At 41.4% G+C, this 16,430-nt stretch carries 18 protein-coding genes; all 18 read left to right on the forward strand.

Annotated elements, in window-relative coordinates; genetic code table 11:
* The first annotated feature begins 1 nt into the window (after nt 1).
* The 18 genes from addA to ACFO3D_RS13460 all read left to right on the forward strand — a co-directional run bounded on the left by addA (nt 2) and on the right by ACFO3D_RS13460 (nt 16,389).
* Nucleotides 2-3,724, forward strand: coding sequence for a helicase-exonuclease AddAB subunit AddA (gene addA, locus ACFO3D_RS13375; protein ID WP_390296811.1), 3,723 nt, complete (start codon nt 2-4; stop codon nt 3,722-3,724).
* A 309-nt stretch (nt 3,725-4,033) separates the two neighbouring features.
* Nucleotides 4,034-4,183, forward strand: a complete 150-nt coding sequence (locus tag ACFO3D_RS13380; protein ID WP_390296814.1) for a cytochrome c oxidase subunit 2A — start codon at nt 4,034-4,036, stop codon at nt 4,181-4,183.
* A gap of 12 nt (nt 4,184-4,195) precedes the next feature.
* The gene (locus ACFO3D_RS13385; RefSeq protein WP_390296817.1) at nt 4,196-4,657 is read left to right on the forward strand and encodes a cytochrome c oxidase subunit II; all 462 of its coding nucleotides are present in this window, start codon (nt 4,196-4,198) and stop codon (nt 4,655-4,657) included.
* Between the two features lie 15 nt (nt 4,658-4,672).
* The gene (locus ACFO3D_RS13390; RefSeq protein ID WP_390296820.1) at nt 4,673-6,352 is read left to right on the forward strand and encodes a cbb3-type cytochrome c oxidase subunit I; all 1,680 of its coding nucleotides are present in this window, start codon (nt 4,673-4,675) and stop codon (nt 6,350-6,352) included.
* Between the two features lie 80 nt (nt 6,353-6,432).
* Nucleotides 6,433-7,065, forward strand: a complete 633-nt coding sequence (locus tag ACFO3D_RS13395; protein ID WP_390296823.1) for an SCO family protein — start codon at nt 6,433-6,435, stop codon at nt 7,063-7,065.
* 2 nt (nt 7,066-7,067) lie between these two features.
* Nucleotides 7,068-7,625 carry a hypothetical protein gene (locus ACFO3D_RS13400; protein WP_390296827.1) on the forward strand — a complete coding sequence of 186 codons (558 nt, stop codon included), beginning with the start codon at nt 7,068-7,070 and terminating at the stop codon, nt 7,623-7,625.
* Between the two features lie 537 nt (nt 7,626-8,162).
* Nucleotides 8,163-8,363 (forward strand): hypothetical protein, encoded by a 201-nt coding sequence (locus tag ACFO3D_RS13405; protein WP_390296830.1) that lies wholly within the window; start codon nt 8,163-8,165, stop codon nt 8,361-8,363.
* Nucleotides 8,364-8,393: 30 nt separating this feature from the next.
* Entirely contained in the window at nt 8,394-8,867 is a 474-nt protein-coding gene (locus ACFO3D_RS13410) for a hypothetical protein (RefSeq protein WP_390296833.1), read from the forward strand.
* Nucleotides 8,868-8,895: 28 nt separating this feature from the next.
* Nucleotides 8,896-9,720, forward strand: a complete 825-nt coding sequence (locus tag ACFO3D_RS13415; RefSeq protein ID WP_390296836.1) for a multinuclear nonheme iron-dependent oxidase — start codon at nt 8,896-8,898, stop codon at nt 9,718-9,720.
* A gap of 49 nt (nt 9,721-9,769) precedes the next feature.
* Nucleotides 9,770-9,997 carry a hypothetical protein gene (locus tag ACFO3D_RS13420; RefSeq protein ID WP_390296839.1) on the forward strand — a complete coding sequence of 76 codons (228 nt, stop codon included), beginning with the start codon at nt 9,770-9,772 and terminating at the stop codon, nt 9,995-9,997.
* 21 nt (nt 9,998-10,018) lie between these two features.
* Complete coding sequence (locus tag ACFO3D_RS13425; protein WP_390296842.1) at nt 10,019-10,636, forward strand: NUDIX hydrolase; 618 nt, start codon at nt 10,019-10,021, stop codon at nt 10,634-10,636.
* Between the two features lie 415 nt (nt 10,637-11,051).
* Nucleotides 11,052-11,936 (forward strand): alpha/beta hydrolase, encoded by an 885-nt coding sequence (locus ACFO3D_RS13430; protein ID WP_390296845.1) that lies wholly within the window; start codon nt 11,052-11,054, stop codon nt 11,934-11,936.
* Nucleotides 11,933-12,259, forward strand: coding sequence for an HIT domain-containing protein (locus ACFO3D_RS13435; RefSeq protein ID WP_390296848.1), 327 nt, complete (start codon nt 11,933-11,935; stop codon nt 12,257-12,259). Before ACFO3D_RS13430 ends, ACFO3D_RS13435 begins: the two co-directional genes overlap by 4 nt.
* 17 nt (nt 12,260-12,276) lie before the next feature.
* Nucleotides 12,277-12,585 carry an NUDIX domain-containing protein gene (locus ACFO3D_RS13440; RefSeq protein ID WP_390296851.1) on the forward strand — a complete coding sequence of 103 codons (309 nt, stop codon included), beginning with the start codon at nt 12,277-12,279 and terminating at the stop codon, nt 12,583-12,585.
* Nucleotides 12,586-12,758: 173 nt separating this feature from the next.
* A complete protein-coding gene (locus ACFO3D_RS13445) occupies nt 12,759-13,628 on the forward strand; it encodes an ABC transporter permease subunit (protein WP_390296854.1) in 870 nt (289 codons plus the stop codon).
* Nucleotides 13,621-14,685 (forward strand): hypothetical protein, encoded by a 1,065-nt coding sequence (locus ACFO3D_RS13450; RefSeq protein WP_390296857.1) that lies wholly within the window; start codon nt 13,621-13,623, stop codon nt 14,683-14,685. Before ACFO3D_RS13445 ends, ACFO3D_RS13450 begins: the two co-directional genes overlap by 8 nt.
* 113 nt (nt 14,686-14,798) lie before the next feature.
* Entirely contained in the window at nt 14,799-15,671 is an 873-nt protein-coding gene (locus ACFO3D_RS13455; RefSeq protein WP_390296860.1) for an alpha/beta fold hydrolase, read from the forward strand.
* Nucleotides 15,672-15,744: 73 nt separating this feature from the next.
* Nucleotides 15,745-16,389, forward strand: coding sequence for an alpha/beta family hydrolase (locus tag ACFO3D_RS13460; protein ID WP_390296863.1), 645 nt, complete (start codon nt 15,745-15,747; stop codon nt 16,387-16,389).
* Nucleotides 16,390-16,430 lie beyond the last annotated feature (41 nt).

Genomic DNA, 16,430 nt, shown 5'->3' on the forward strand with positions numbered 1-16,430 from the left:
AATGGTTAACTGGACAAAAAAACAAGAAGAAGCAATTTACACCGATGGCAGTGACATCCTTGTTGCCGCAGCAGCAGGCTCCGGCAAAACTGCTGTATTGGTCGAGCGTATTATCCAGAAGCTGATTAAGAAGGATAATCCGGTCGATATTGATTCCCTGCTTGTTGTGACGTTCACCAATGCAGCAGCCCAGGAAATGCGGAACAGAGTTGGCCTTGCGCTTGAGGAGGCGCTGGCAGAAGATCCGTCTTCAATGCATCTAAAAAAACAACTGTCCCTTCTTCAGCGCGCGTCCATTTCGACCCTGCATTCTTTTTGTCTGGAAGTGGTCAAACAGTATGCATATCTGCTTGAGATTGACCCAGCGTTCCGGATCGCTGACGACATGGAGGCAGATCTGATCAAACAAGAAGTAATTGATGATCTGTTTGAAGACTGGTATGGAAAAGAAGGGGAAGAGCAACGGAACTTCTTTGCTGTAGTTGATCGGTTTTCAAGCGACCGGAGTGATACCGATGTCGAAAGTCTTGTTCTTTCCCTGTACACGTTTGCAGTGCAGAATCCCTGGCCCGAAAAATGGCTTGATCAACTAGCTGATGTTTATGACATTCCTGACAATTGGCAGGAAGAGGATCTGGAATGGCTTAAAATCATTAAGCGAGAGGTCAAAAACCAGCTGGAAGCTATCGGACAGGAAATCGATCTGGCAATGGAACTGACTCGGGAAAGTGGCGGTCCATACCATTACGCTGATACAATTGAAGCGGATGCAGAAATGCTGCGCACCTCGCTCACATATATGAATTCATGGGATGATCTACAGACGTTTATGGCAGGGAGCAGTTTTGCCCGTCTTTCCGGCAAAAAAGCGGACTGTGATGATGCCAAAAAAGAAAAAGCCAAGAATTTACGTAACAGCTACAAAGACCGCTGGGCCGCAATGAAAAGCAGTTGGTTTAGTCGTAACCTGGCAGGTCATGTAGCTGACATGCAGGAATTGGCCCCGGTAATCCGGCAGCTGACTGAACTTGTGAAACAATTTAAGGCGCGGTTCACCGAACAGAAAAGAGAGCGGGCTATCGTTGACTTCTCTGACCTGGAGCATTATTGTCTTCAGCTTCTAATTAATCAGGAAGCTTCCACTGAAGAGCGGGTTGTAGCGTCCAACGTTGCGGAAAATCTTAAAGCGCAGTTCACCGAACTACTAATTGATGAATACCAGGATACCAACCTGGTTCAGGAGACAATTCTTACCCTGATAAGTGACCAGACTGGACCTGGAAATATGTTTATGGTCGGCGATGTAAAGCAGAGTATTTACCGTTTCCGGCATGCGGAACCGTCATTATTTATCCAAAAATACAAGCGCTTTGCCGATGAAGATATTCCGGCAAGACGCATTGATCTCTCAAGTAATTTTCGCAGTCGGGAACATGTCCTGACAGGGACTAACTATATTTTCCGGCAGATCCTGGATGAGGAACTTGGTGAAGTTAATTACGACGAGGATGCAGAGCTTATATATGGCAATAAGATGTACGATGAGCTGCCTCACTCGACACCACAACCGGAACTGATGATTATTGATCGCGAAGCCCCAGAGGACAAAGACCCGACGTCGGATGCAGAAGAGGATTACCAGGATCTTGAAAAGGCGCAGCTAGAGGCCCGTGCCTATGCGGAAAAAATTAAAGAATGGATTGGCCAGAAACAAGAACCACCACTAAAGGTATTTGATAAAGCAACCGGTACCCAGCGTGATATGCAATACCGTGATGTGGTTATCCTGATGCGCTCGATGACATGGGCGCCGACTATTGTTGATGAGCTGAAAAAGCAGGGGATTCCGGTTTATGCTGAACTCTCCACCGGATACTTTGATGCAATCGAAGTAAAAATCATGCTCAGTCTTCTGAAGGTGGTGGACAACCCACGCCAGGATATTCCACTTGCCTCTGTGCTGAAGTCCCCGATTGTCGGGCTCGATGAGGAAGAACTTGCACAGGTGCGACTGGCTGATCAGCGTGGAACGTACTATGATGCATTACAGGCGTTTAACCGGACCAACAACGGCGATACCGCAATTAAAGTAAGTAACTTTTTGGAGCGGCTGGAGCGTTACCGGATTTCTTCCAGACAGGGAGCGCTCTCCGAACTGATTTGGCAAATCTACCGTGAGACCGGATACTATGACTTTGTCGGCGGTATGCCGGGCGGACGCCAGCGCCAGGCGAATCTAAGGGCACTGTATGACCGGGCTCGTGGCTATGAAACAACATCGTTCCGTGGTCTCTTTCGTTTCCTTCGTTTTATTGAGCGGATGGAAGAACGAGGTGATGATTTAGGTGCTGCACGAGCATTAAGTGAGCAGGAAGATGTCGTTCGGATTATGACTATCCATAAAAGTAAGGGACTTGAGTTCCCTGTTGTCATACTTGGTGCGATGGATAAGCAGTTCAACCTGCAGGACCTCCGTCAGCGCTATCTGCTGCATAAAGACCTGGGTTTTGCCAGTAAATATATTGATCCCGCTAAACGGATCACATATCCCACATTGTTTTTCCATGCGCTTGAGCAGGAGAAATTACGGGAACTTCTAGCCGAGGAAATGCGTGTACTATATGTAGCATTGACTCGCGCCAAAGAGAAACTGGTGATGGTAGGAAATGTTGCATCATTTGAAAAGAAACAAGAGAAATGGCAGCGGATGATCGATCATGCGGAATGGATTCTTCCGGCGCATTTCCGGATTGAATCGAAGACGTATCTTGACTGGGTGGGACCCGCCTTGATTCGTCACCAGAGCACTGGCCCACTTCGTAATATGGAGGTGGATGACAAGGTCCTTGATGCAATCCAAATCGATCCGTCCGATTGGAATGTCTCCATAGTGCACGGCAGCTCGCTGGTCAATTTGGACGATGGTGCGGAACAGGCTGAAATGGAACGAAAAGAAAACATTACCGAGTGGAAGCCACTTAATCTGGATGACGATGAGACCGCCGAATTCGTCGACCGCCGGCTTAATTATATGTATCCATTCCGGGAGGCTGCAACGTCTCGGGCTAAGCAGACGGTAACCGAAATAAAGCGTCAGCGTGAAAGTCGTGATGAATACAGCGGTGATCAGCTTGTTCAGGAGTTCCGGGCACCAATTGTACGGCGACCAGCATTCATGCAAAAAGAAAAAGCAATAACAGCTGCTGAACGTGGAACGGCAATGCATACAGTTATGCAGCATATACCACTCAGCAAACCGATGGATAAACATGCAATTGCTGAGTTTGTTGAGGAACTCGTGGAACGGGAGCTTCTCACCAGGCAGGAAGCCGATGTAATTGATATTGAAGCAATCGAGCAGTTTTTCACGACACCGATTGCTCAAATGATTATGGATTCGTCCGAAATATATCGTGAGGTACCCTTCAGTTTGACCCTTCCGGCAAGTGAAGTATATGCCAACTGGACCAGTGAGACCGATGAACAGGTCCTGGTGCAGGGTGTAATCGACTGTGTTATTCCGCTGGACGGCGGCTGGGTTATTCTCGATTATAAGACCGATACTATTTGGGAGGACGTTACCGACCAGCTGAAAGGAAAGCTGCTTAAACGGTATGAAGTCCAGCTCAACATGTATCGGCATGCTATCGAGACAATCTGGCACCAGCCAATCGAAGAAACGTATTTGTATTTCTTTTCCAAACAGCTTTTGTTAAAAGTATAATTAGGACGGGACAACTGCCGAAATATAGTCTAGCGGGGGGACAGCTTGAACAGATGTCGTCTTTACAGATAGCAGTTAAAAAATTAACGTAAATATGGCGAAAAAGTTACAGACAATAACAACTTTTATTAGTGAGTCAATCCCTTATCTACCAAGGGTTTGACTCTTTTTTTATGGGCTGATTTTCAAGAAACATTCAATTACTTATTTTGCAGTAATTAAAATCACACCTGCCTGTGATTCATTTCACTTATGCAGGTCTCTTTCCAAACTATGATGTAAGAGAAGGAAGACAGAGGAGGGGAAACGGTGATGGAAGTAACCAAAAAAGAGACTCCGGATCACAACAAGGAAGAACGTTCATTAAAAGGTACACTGCTGCTTTCTGTATTCGGTGTTGGAGGAATTATAACTTTTATGTGGATAGCGGTATTTTCGCTGTATATGTCACGAGTTTAGGAGGAAAAGAGCATGCATAAATTTGAGGAAATCTGGCTCGGATTAAGCGCTGGTATATTAGTAATTTTTATGGTGGTCGTTGGTTATCAGGCTTTCGCGCTTGGAATGGGGCCTCCAAGTCATAAGGAAACAATCGATCCACAAAAAGTGAATCAAACCGCTCCTTTTGATGAACCGGGAGTACGCGAAATTGGCGAAAACAAATATGAAGTTGTCATGATTCTGCAGGCATTCGGCTTTAACCCAAGTAACATTGAAGTTCCTGCTGGAGCGGAAGTTACATTCACTATGACTGCAAAAGACGTTGTTCACGGTTTTCAAATTGCCGGTACGAATGTAAATGCAATGGTAATGCCTGGTCACATTCAAAAAATCACGCATACGTTTGATGAACCTGGAAGTTATCTAATCTTATGTAATGAATATTGTGGGGCTGGTCATCAGATGATGTCCACAACCATCACAGTGAAGTAAGGAGGGGGAATATAAATGGAAGCATTAGCGTATGAATCATTTCGTGAAAAAGCAACGAAAAAGCTGGGAGTCAACCCTCTTGATGCAAAACTATCGAAATCATATTTATCTGTAGCATTTATTGTATTACTAATTGGTGGAGTTCTAGGTCTTATTCAGGGACTTGAACGGGCTGGCCTTTTACAATTGCCATCATGGCTCAATTATTATCAAGTGCTGACTGCACACGGTATATTGCTTATATTGGTTTTTACAGCAACATTTACAATCGGTTATATGTATGCAGCACTTTCCCACACGCTGGGTGGACTGCTGCCTTCAGTCAGAAAGCTTGCCTGGACCGGATTTGGACTAATGCTCTTCGGTGTGGTGCTGGTGGTTTACACAGTTGTGATGAACGAAGCTTCTGTTATGTACACATTCTATCCACCACTTGCGGCTTCACCTATATTCTATATCGGTTTAGTCTTTGTGGTTCTTGGAATATGGGCATGTTGTTTCGGAGCATTTATCAACTATAACAACTGGCGCAAAAACCATCGTGGGCAGGTAACTCCTTTATATGCTTTCTTTGCAATGGGGGTTTTTGTTCTCTGGTTCTTCGGAAGTATTGGTGTCACTGTTGAAGTGCTGACATTAATTCCATGGTCACTGGGCTGGAAAGAAACAGTCAACATCATGGTGGCCCGTACACTGTTTTGGAGTTTCGGTCACACACTCGTAAACATTTGGTATTTGGTAGCCACTTCTGCATGGTATGTGGCATTACCGAAGATTATCGGAGGGAATGTGTTCAATGACAAACTTGCTCGTCTTGTTGTTGTCCTGCTGGTAATCCTTAATATTCCTGGTGGATTCCACCATCAGATTATTGACCCAGGAATCTCAGAATCAGTAAAATTCTTGCACGTGTTCATGAGTACATCAATCGCGTTCCCATCACTTATGACTGCATTTGCTATGTTTGCGATGTTAGAACGGGCGGGCAGGAAACATGGTGGTAAAGGGTTGCTTGGATGGTTTACTAAGCTGCCATGGGGCGATGTTCGTTTCCTTGCTCCTATGATTGCGATGATTGCTTTCATTCCTGGTGGTGCAGGTGGAATCATCAATACAAGTAACCAAATGAACCAGGTAGTTCATAACACACTTTGGGTTGTAGGACATTTCCATATTACAGTCGGAGTTACGGTGGTACTTACATTCTTTGGTATTACTTACTGGTTAGTCCCATATCTCTCCAGACGGAAACTAACACCGCAAATGAACAGATTGGGTGTTATCCAAACAATCGTCTGGACTGTCGGTATGCTGCTCATGTCAGGCTCCCAACACCTTGTAGGATTGCTTGGCGACCCACGGAGAACATCATTCACCACATATGGGGATCATCCAACAGCACTAAGCTGGGTGCCGTACGAATATGTGATGGCACTGGGCGGGACGCTGCTGATGTTAGGAGTTATCATCCAGGTATACGCCGTATTCAACATGATGTTCCTGGCACCTAAAGGAGAATCTGAATTTCCGGTTGGTGAAGTGGAAGCAAGTGAATCGCCAACACCATTATGGACCGAACGCTGGAGCATTTGGATTATCCTCATGCTAATGGTTGTGGCAATGGCTTATGTAGTGCCTATTGTCGACTTTATCGTCAACGGCCCTCCTGGTTCACCGCCAATCAAAACATGGTAAGCAAGAGATAGAAAAAAGAAGAGATAGTCCTAGGTGGGCTATCTCTTTCAAATAAAAAACCATCCCGGGATGTGATCAATTTGATCAAAAATAAACATAATACAATAGCACTTATTACCGTTCTCATATTTGGCTTAGTCTTATTCTATACAGGTACTGATGGATTCCGTGCTTTTACTGCAGAGAGCGCCAGGACCTACGATATTTTACAAAATAAACCGCAATTCCCTGCTGTTACCCTTGAAGACAGCAAGGAGCGGGTATACACATTTGACGAACTGGCCAAGGATAAATATGTATTCCTGACATTTATGTATACGAGCTGCACAACTGTCTGTCCCCAATTGGAAATGAATATGGCAGATGTGTATGAGCAAATTCCACCTGAATATATTGGTGAGGATATTCTGTTTTTAAGTATCAGTTTTGACCCGGAAAGAGACGATCCAGAAACACTGCGAAAATACAGGTTTTATTTTAACAGTGATGGCGAAACATGGCGGATGGCCCGCATCAATGATAAAGAGGAACTTAACACACTGCTTGAGAAGCTGGGCGTAATTGTGATTCCTGATGGCAATGGGAATTTCACCCATAACAGTGCATTCTATTTTATTGGCAAAACAGGTCACCTGTTAAATGTGATGGACTATACCAAAATTGATGCGGCCGCGGATACTGTAATTACCACCCTGAAAAAAGAGGGGGAATAACGATGAAACAGGCATTCTATGGTCTACTGCTGCTCATCTTTATGATTCTCCCGCCAGTATCCAACCTGCTGGAATCCGTGATGATTGTGCATATGCACATGCAAATGCCACTTCTGGTTATCTCCGGATTCCTAATGGCACGATTCTTCCAGATCAAGTTCCCGGGTTTATTTGCAAAATGGAACTCAAATGGCATACCGGGGATTATTTTATTTATTATCATCTGGAGCTATTGGATGCTCCCACGCTCTATGGATGAGGCGATTACCATGCAGGCGGTGGAAGTTTTCAAGTTTATCAGTCTTCCATTTCTGGCTGGTATTCCGCTCCGTGACAGCTGGAGAAAGTTAAGTAACACTTGGCAAAATGCAGTCTATATCTTTTTCGTGATCATGTTCGGCATTATGGCGGTGCTATACATTGGTTCTGATGAGCAGATATGTAATAACTACTTGTTAGTCGAGCAGCAAACACTTGGCTGGGGCTCACTGGCAATGGCTGTATTCCTGTTAATCTATGTAATTCAGTTATTCTTTATTGACCACTCAGAATATGAATGAAAAACCATCAAACCGTGTTAGCGGTTTGATGGTTTTTTCGTCTGATTAATTCCTCAAGCATCTTTTAGGTCTGCAAAATTCTCAATAGGCAATCGAAGCTCATAAGTGCATATAGCGGAATCAGAATCCGCATCGCTGATTTGTGTGGAACCTCATTCCATTATCTCGCTTAAATTATATGGTTGGGGCATGATATGTAGGCCACATTCCGCTATTTCTGCTTTCTACCCTCCTTTTTCCTTGTTTTTGGGCAATTAACGGAACTAGGATCCAATTTACCTCCTTTGAGGCGGCGTTTTTTCCCTTTAACGGAACCAGGATCCTCACCGAAGATTTTTAGGGTACTTATAAGGAGAATGGACTCCTAACAAGACTGACAAAATCCTTCCCGGTCCCTGGTTCACCGGCAAAGTACACAACCGTCATCACCTCTAACTAATATTTTTTTCAGAAATATTGCACATCTTATTGTTTAAGTGTAAAAAATTTGAAATAATAAAGATGATAATTTTTCATTTTTACAGGGAGGTGGCAGATATGAACAGATCCACACGAGCTTTCCTCGGCTTGGTTGGAAGCATTATATTGTGCGGTTATGGTGTATATGGTTTATTAACCGGTTATCCAATCTCAAATCTTTCTTTTATTCCCCTATTGCTAGCGGTTGGCGGTTTAATTGGTTGTGTTGGAAATGTCATCGAACTGAAGAAACGAACCGGTACAGGAAAACAAGGCTAGAAAAGAAATTCTTTTGAGGGTGGGGTTGAAGTGAAAAAAGGTATTGCATTCACTGCGGGAATAGTGCTGATTGGTTTGATAATCATGCTTCTCATGCCGGGAATCACCGATAAATCACAGGCAAAAAGTGCCGCAAAGGAAGTTCTCGAAAACGTTATTGATCAAAACTATGAAAAAGCTTTTGAAAGCGTATACTTTTATGATCGTGCAACAGATCTTGAGCCGGTTATTTCCTATAAAGATGCAAAAGAAGAGTGGATTCAGCGGGTAAAGGATTTAAGGAATAATGGGATTTATATTGTTGATTATAAAAGACTCCGTGTTGTACTCGATGACACCTATCCAGTGGGCACTGTTGATCTAGTGTTAAGCATGAACGGCAAGAAAACGGTTAAAGAAAATGTTCGCCTCTGGTTCGGCGAAAGAGACGGCAAATGGAAAGTGGGGGACCTGAATTATAACAAAGAAGAACAGTGGGCTAAACTTTTGAGCGGGCGTATGTAGTAACTTTAAACAGAAATGAGGCGAATATATGAAACTGGCAGTTAACTATTCACCGGCAGCGGAGCAGCTGGTGAGGGAACGTAAAATAAATATAGATATTTTTAAGTGTCCCGACTTTAGCAGAGACCTGATTGATCAGGCGGAGAGTGTTAAACCAAACTATATACATTTTGGATTAAATGCCGGGCGGGGACAGATGGATAAAGTTGATTGGAATACCATAAATGAATTGAGGAGCCGCACAAATACTCCGTATGTTAACGTTCACGCAGTTGCATTTACAAAGGATTATCCGGATGTCGATGTCTTCACAAAAAAACCAGAAGATACTGAACGAATAGTAAAGGCAGTAGTTCATGATATCAATATGGTTGCTGAGCAGGTGGGGATGGAAAATATAATTCTGGAAAATGTTATATGCAGAGGCGAGGGCGAAAATATGCTTCAGCCCATTATTGATCCAGCAGCCTTAACCGAAATTGTTAATCAGACAGGATGCGGGTTTTTACTAGACACGGCGCATGCCCGAATGACATCCATGTTGCTCGGACTCGATGTACGTAAATATATTTCAAGTCTTCCACTTGAGAGTATTAAAGAATTGCATATAACGGGAATACAGGCAGATGAAAAAGGACGTCTGCGTGACAGCATGCCGATGACCAGCGAAGACTGGGATATTGCTGCCTGGGTTGTTCAGCAAATAAAAGATGGGACTATACCCAAGCCATGGGTTACAGCCCTTGAGTACGGGGGAGTAGGACCAAAATTTGAATGGCGTACGGATAAGGAAGTGCTGGCTGAGCAAGTACCTATGCTTTCTGACCTTATCGCAGAGGAAGCTCAAAATTGAGAATATCAATAGAAATGTAAAAAAGATAATGGAGAAGGGGGATAAGTAATTGAACAAAAAGATAATTATAACATTACTAGCCTTTTTAGCCTTCCTCCTTTGGCTCTTTTATGCTATATATTTCTCTTCCGGAAACGAGTGGTGGACGGTTATCCAAGTCAAGCCCACCAGTTACGATACTGCAGTAGGTGTTATCTCCCCAGTAAAAGTAATAATAGGAGCTGGGATATTTACCTTAGTGGGTTTCCTCATCTATTCAATTATAAATAAACTATGACTCAGGCAAACGGGGTGGAATATGAGTTTCAAATGGCTAGAGTGGGCACAAAAGATACAATCGATTTCCCAAGCGGGATTATCGTTTTCAAAGGATATATACGAATTAGAAAGGTATGAAGAGCTACGGGTCCTTAGTCTGGAAATAATGGAAGAGTATACAGGTTTGGAGATGGAAAAAATCAGGGGGTTGTTCGCCAATGAAACAGGCTACCAAACTCCCAAAGTTGATGTCCGTGGTGCTGTTTTTAAAGATAACAGGATTTTAATGGTAAAGGAAAAAGTTGACGACAAGTGGTCACTGCCCGGTGGATTTTGCGATGTGGGTCTGTCCCCATCAGAAAATATTGTTAAAGAAATAAAAGAAGAATCCGGGTATGAGGTGCATGCCAAGAAGTTAGCGGCACTGCTGGATTTAAACAAACACCCCCATCCACCTCAATCCCACCATTACTACAAAGCATTCTTTTTATGTGAATTGACGGGTGGGCAAGTGGGGATCGGCAATGAAACCAGTGCTGTTAAATTCTTCTCTGAAAATAATCTTCCTGAACTTTCAACGGGTAGAAATACTAAAGAACAAATAGAAATGCTTTTTTCGTTTTACATAAATCCGAACAAGGAAGCTGTTTTTGACTAACTCTATTAAACGCAGTTTAAAAAATAAGGTGGGTGAAAAAAGTTGCATTGGGAAACTCTCCCAGATTGGGCGATCTTAATCTATTATTTATTTCATTTAGCAACCTTGATAACTGCAATAGTTTATGTGACCCGCAAGAGAATGAGGGGCTTATCTATTATTGCGTCTGTATTTGTAATTACTGTTCCGATTATTAGTTTTATTAATAGTATCTATAGATTACGAGGGATGGATGAACTTGAACATTTAATTTTTGAGTTTCAAAAGGGGTCCATATGGGCTATCTATGCTATCACGGGATACTTATATTTATTTGTTTGGTGGTGCATACTCATATCCCAGTATAGGACTCAAGCAAAAGCCCCTTAAAGAGTGTTCATCGAAGTAACGGTAAAAATGGAGAGGGATGTACAATATGGAAAGCTATCATTCAATAGTTATTGGTAGGGGTAAACCTTTAATCTTTCTACCTGCAGCAGGGTTTTCTGGGATGGAAGGACTCAATATCGCTGAAGCACTATCAGATGAATACGAAAGTCATTTACTGGATTTACCCGGCATGGGAAAAAGCAACGGAATCAGCGGTAATGTTTCAAAGACAAAGATTGCTTCCTGGGTGAAAAATTATGTTGACCAACATAATTTGAAGAAGGTAACCTTTGTGGGACATTCAATGGGGGCCGGCGTAGCCATGTGCTTTGCTACTGTTTATCCCGATGATGTCGCTGAGATAATTTTATTAGATCAAGGGCACTTCAAGATTCCCAGGTTCCAGACTGCAGAATTTGGTCTTTTGGGATACGCCGTTCCGATTTTAAGTATAGCGGAGCGGATTTTAGGAGATATGTTTGCGAAAAAAGTATCAGGACTTTTTAGTTCAAAAGAATCTGCAGAACCCTCAGAAGCAGATAATGAGAAAAGACTTGGGGAGTTTTGTGAAAGATTTCAGCTTCCCAAATCCGAATACATAACAAAAGCATTGAAAGAAGATATAGATTTCACACATGAGGGTCTGCGACTTATGTTTGGTTACTATCGATTGGACTTACCGAAGATGCTTAAACAGTTAACTGTACCTTGTTTACTGATATATGCCTCATTTCACGACATTGATCCTAAGAGGGAACGTTTTATAGAGAAGTCGGTTCAAAAGATTGCACCATCGCCAAATCTTCAAATCAAAAAAATAGACAGCCATCATTATGTACACTGGGCGGATGATAAGTGTATCTCAGAGGTTAAGTCTTTTGTAGATTCACATGATGAGGTTACTACTAGTATTATTAGGAGGATTACATGACTAACGACTTTTATTGTGACGAGGTACTTAGTGGAAAAACAAAGGTTCAGAAGGTGATGGAGACAGAAAATGTATTAGCTTATCATCATACAAAACCTTCCTATCCGGTACATATTGTTGCCATACCAAAGAGACACATACCATCATTGATAACGATGGATGAAAGTGAAAATGAATTATTAATAGAAATGATGAAAGTCATTAGGAAAGTCGCAGCTATGGTAAATGAGGAAAATGGAGCCTGTAAAGTAGTTACTAATTTAGGAGACTATCAAGAATCTAAGCATCTCCATTGGCACATAATTTCTGGAAAGGCAAACTAACTAGGATGATGAATGGAATGAGTAGAGTATTTGGAGAGAAAATAGGGGGTCTTGAATATAAAGAGAGAAAAGGTGTCTATGGTGTTATTTTTTCCCCTGACAAAAATAAAGTACTAACCGTTAAAACCTCAAGAGAGCATTACTTCTTACCTGGTGGCGGAGTTGAACAAAATGAGAGCAATCAGAAGTGTCTCCAACGAGAATTTTTGGAAGAAACAGGTTTTTATGTGGGATTAGATTCGTATATAGGTAAGGCTTCAAAATACTTTTTTACTCTTAATAAGGAGCCCATCCTAAATGAGGTCATTTTTATACAGCAAGAATAGAAAATAAAGCGCATGCGCCAATATACGAAGATCACATTCCAACTTGGGTTGAGATAAACCATGTTCATGAGGTGCTTATCCATGAACATCATTCATGGGCTGTAAAGAAAGGTCTTGGATATACATAATCGTTTCCAACTAATTTAGTATATTTTTAGGGAAGGAGGCAAATTATGAAATACTTGCTCCCTGTTGCCCATTTTTTCTGGATTATAGCTGGCATAGTACTGATAGGTGCACTGCCGGGTTTACTTAATGGATTTTCACTAGATTTGATTAGTTATCTTAATGAAGTGAAATCTATTGTTCTTCATTTAATCCAGCCGAATGAACTTACATATAAACATTATGCCTCCGAGACAGAAAGGGATCTTTTTCCTGCACTTTTCCAGCCTTATTTTTATTCGCTTACTATATTTTTCGGGGCATTTCTGGTGGCAGCAGTTGTTGCTCTCCTGCTTGCTTGTACAATCATTTTCCTCCGTAATAAAAAAATCCGCATGGTTAAATATTTGGTATTTATAGTCGAATCTCTGCCTGATATAGTAGTTATTTTCTCAGCTCAAATCCTGGTGGTCTGGATTCATCAGAATATGGGGATACAGCTTTTTAATTTTGTGACACTTGGCGGGGAGTACGCCTATTTTCTTCCTATAGTAACGCTCGCTATTCTTCCATGTGTCTATCTCTTCAAAGTGACACTACTATCTCTTGAGACAGAGCTGGACGAGGACTATGTGGACATGGCACGCGCAAAAGGTGTGGGGAACGTTGTTGTTATTTTTAAACATATTCTCAGGAATGCGCTGACTGGAATTGTTATCCATATTGGCCCGGTGCTATGGCTTATGCTTGCGAATATGGTAATGCTTGAATACCTGTTCAACATGTACGGCATCACACAATTTATATTTGCCAATTATTCAGCGGAAATTTTCACGCTCGGTCTGATTATGCTTTTTATTCCTATTTTCATAGTACAACTTCTTATTAAGTACATTGCAGGAAAGTTTACCGGGGAAGCGGGTGAACTGTATGTATAAGAGACTTCTTAAAAATCCGCTGTTCCTTATCAGTTTTCTGTTTATCTTTGGACTGTTGATTGCAAGTTTTCTTTACAGTGCTGTTATAAAAGATTACGTGACTCCCAATGTCAAAATAATAATGGAGGACGGGAAGCTGCTGGGTGCTGCGCCATTCCCCCCTTCCCTAAAGTTTCCACTTGGCACCGACAGTACGGGTGACAATCTTCTTTATAAAGCGATTGATGGAGCCAAATATACCTTGTTGACGGTAATGATAGTAGCTTCACTAAGACTGATTATCTCCACGGTTTTGGGAGTGATCAGGGGTACACTTGTAAAAAAGCCAAGTCCGTGGTCTCCTAAAATTTTTGATGCGTTTCAGTTTCTGCCTATAACTTTAATAGCCTATTTTATTTTACAGCCGGTTGTATATGATATCCCGACACTTGTTCCAATTCAGACTGCTGGTGGGGTGAGTCTGCATTTACAAGGGAGCGGGATGGCTCAATACAGTCTTACGGAAACGATTATATTTCAGATTATCGTTTTTACAGTTCTTGCTTTACCTATTGTGACAAAAACTGTTGAAGAAGAAACACGTCTTATCCTAAAAAACGAATTTATCACAAGTGCTCGTACGCTTGGCAGCAGTCGAATCCAGATTCTTAGAAGACATGTCAGTCTACATCTATGGCCACGGCTCTTGCTGATATTCCTTCAGCAGAATGTGCAAACGCTTTTATTGTTAATGCATCTTGGGCTATTTAATTTGTTCCTCGGTGGTACTTACGCAACTATGTTTGAGGGGAAAATTATACTCGAGGCTGAATCGAAAGAATGGTCAGCATTGATTGGACAGTATTATGGCCAGCTAGTCTCTACACCTTGGATTCCATTGGTTCCAATTATGATGTTTGTTCTAACCATCCTGGCATTTAACTTTATGGCAGAGGGTTTAAAACGCACAATGGATAAAGAAACCATGGTACTTGTTAAAAAACGAAAGTCATTCCATGGCAGTGTCCCAGAAGAAATGGAAATAAGTGAAGAAGACTTTATCTTAATCAACAAGTAATTTGGTCTGCCCAGTCTATAGGCTGGGTTATTTTTTATGACTAGAGATATAGTTATTATTTACAATTATGTTACAATTAAAATAATTTAAAACAGTGAAAAGGTGGAAGGAAAATGTGGCAGCAAAAGATAATTATTACCGATAGAGGGCAGTTCGAAGTATTTGTTGCCGGTCAAGGCGTACCATTATGTGTAACGCATTTATACAGTGAATTTAATGAGCGTGGAAATTATTTTGCCGACATGTTTGTTGAGAACTTTACAGTTTACCTTGTAAATCTCAAAGGGGCCGGAAACTCCAGCAGCATTAGCTTGGATAAAGAATTAAGCATGAGAGAAACAGTAAAGGACCTCGAAGCTATACGGATTGCTCTTAACTTGGAGAAGTGGAGTTTTGCCGGACATTCAACAGGAGGAATATTGGGTCTGATATATGCTGCCAATTATCCGGATTTGCTAAATAGGTTGATGGTTGGAGGCGCTTCAGCAACTAATGATTATATGGAACATAAAGACAGCATGTATAGCTACAAAAACTCAAAAAATGCACGATTGAAAGAGATATTTTCTATCCTAAATTCCTCTGAAGCGACCCGAGAAGAAAAACAGCAAGCTAGCAGGGAATGGACGGAAATGTCATTATACGATCCAACGAGATTTGATAAATATTTCTCTAAACCCAGCAGTGGAAAAGTTGTCCGCAAAAGGCTGGATTACTACTCCTATGAAGAACTCCCAAACTATGATATTAGGGATGACATACAAAATATCACCACACCTACGATAGTCTATTGCGGAAAGCATGACTCCCAGTGCCCACTAGTTTATTCAGAAGAAATACATAGACTTGCACCCGACTCTAAATTATATATATTTGAGAAGAGCAACCACTCACCATTTTTGGAAGAAAAAGAGAAATTTAAAGAAATGGTGAGGGACTTTTGGAAATTGAACATTACTAAAAATTTAATGCAAAGTGACGAATAGCTCCACTAAGAGGATAAGCTTGCTTATTGTATTGTACTTTTAGAGAGTTGAACTGTAGAGGAGTGAGAAGTAAGTGGAAGTTCAAAAAAAGACTTCATATACCCAGTCGAACAGGGCGATTCAATACACTCACATTGTAAATGATTCAAAAGCTGTTTGTTTTATGTTCTCCGGTGCTGGATACAACTACGACAAACCTTTATTTTATTATTCAACAATGATTATGCTGGAAAATAATTTTGACGTGATTCATATTCATTATTCATACGATGAACGTGAATTTAATCTAACAATAAATGAATTTACCGATTTGATGGTGGAAGATGTCACTACTGTAGTTAAAGATGTTTTAGAAAAAGGCGAGTATAGCCAAACAATTTTCTTAGGTAAGTCGCTTGGAACCATTCCTATTACTGCTAGCTTAGCCAAAAATGAAAATTACTCACACTCAAAAGTTATATTATTAACTCCATTATTAAAAATTGATTTGTTTTATAAGGGAATACTTGAGAGTCAAAATGAAACATTTATGGTCATTGGAAAGAATGATGCTCACTATGTCCAAGAGAAAATAAAGAAACTTGATGAGAAGTCGAACTTAGTGATTAAAGGAATCGACAATGCTAACCATTCATTAGATGTTGAGCCATTCGACTATACCTCTTCTTTAAAAGCTCTAAGTGAAATGATGAAAGACTTAAATAATTTTCTAAATTAAATAAAATCTGTCTGAAACAGGATGTTGTTTAAACAAGCGGG

The organism is Virgibacillus kekensis (assembly GCF_042654125.1).
GTDB classification, from domain to species: domain Bacteria; phylum Bacillota; class Bacilli; order Bacillales; family Amphibacillaceae; genus Lentibacillus; species Lentibacillus kekensis.

Coding starts and splice junctions, on each gene's coding strand:
- addA (WP_390296811.1), top strand. CDS start 2: ATGGTTAACTGGACAAAAAAACAAGAAGAAGCAATTTACACCGATGGC.
- ACFO3D_RS13385 (WP_390296817.1), top strand. CDS start 4,196: ATGCATAAATTTGAGGAAATCTGGCTCGGATTAAGCGCTGGTATATTA.
- ACFO3D_RS13390 (WP_390296820.1), top strand. CDS start 4,673: ATGGAAGCATTAGCGTATGAATCATTTCGTGAAAAAGCAACGAAAAAG.
- ACFO3D_RS13400 (WP_390296827.1), top strand. CDS start 7,068: ATGAAACAGGCATTCTATGGTCTACTGCTGCTCATCTTTATGATTCTC.
- ACFO3D_RS13405 (WP_390296830.1), top strand. CDS start 8,163: ATGAACAGATCCACACGAGCTTTCCTCGGCTTGGTTGGAAGCATTATA.
- ACFO3D_RS13415 (WP_390296836.1), top strand. CDS start 8,896: ATGAAACTGGCAGTTAACTATTCACCGGCAGCGGAGCAGCTGGTGAGG.
- ACFO3D_RS13425 (WP_390296842.1), top strand. CDS start 10,019: ATGAGTTTCAAATGGCTAGAGTGGGCACAAAAGATACAATCGATTTCC.
- ACFO3D_RS13430 (WP_390296845.1), top strand. CDS start 11,052: ATGGAAAGCTATCATTCAATAGTTATTGGTAGGGGTAAACCTTTAATC.
- ACFO3D_RS13435 (WP_390296848.1), top strand. CDS start 11,933: ATGACTAACGACTTTTATTGTGACGAGGTACTTAGTGGAAAAACAAAG.
- ACFO3D_RS13440 (WP_390296851.1), top strand. CDS start 12,277: ATGAGTAGAGTATTTGGAGAGAAAATAGGGGGTCTTGAATATAAAGAG.
- ACFO3D_RS13445 (WP_390296854.1), top strand. CDS start 12,759: ATGAAATACTTGCTCCCTGTTGCCCATTTTTTCTGGATTATAGCTGGC.
- ACFO3D_RS13450 (WP_390296857.1), top strand. CDS start 13,621: ATGTATAAGAGACTTCTTAAAAATCCGCTGTTCCTTATCAGTTTTCTG.
- ACFO3D_RS13455 (WP_390296860.1), top strand. CDS start 14,799: ATGTGGCAGCAAAAGATAATTATTACCGATAGAGGGCAGTTCGAAGTA.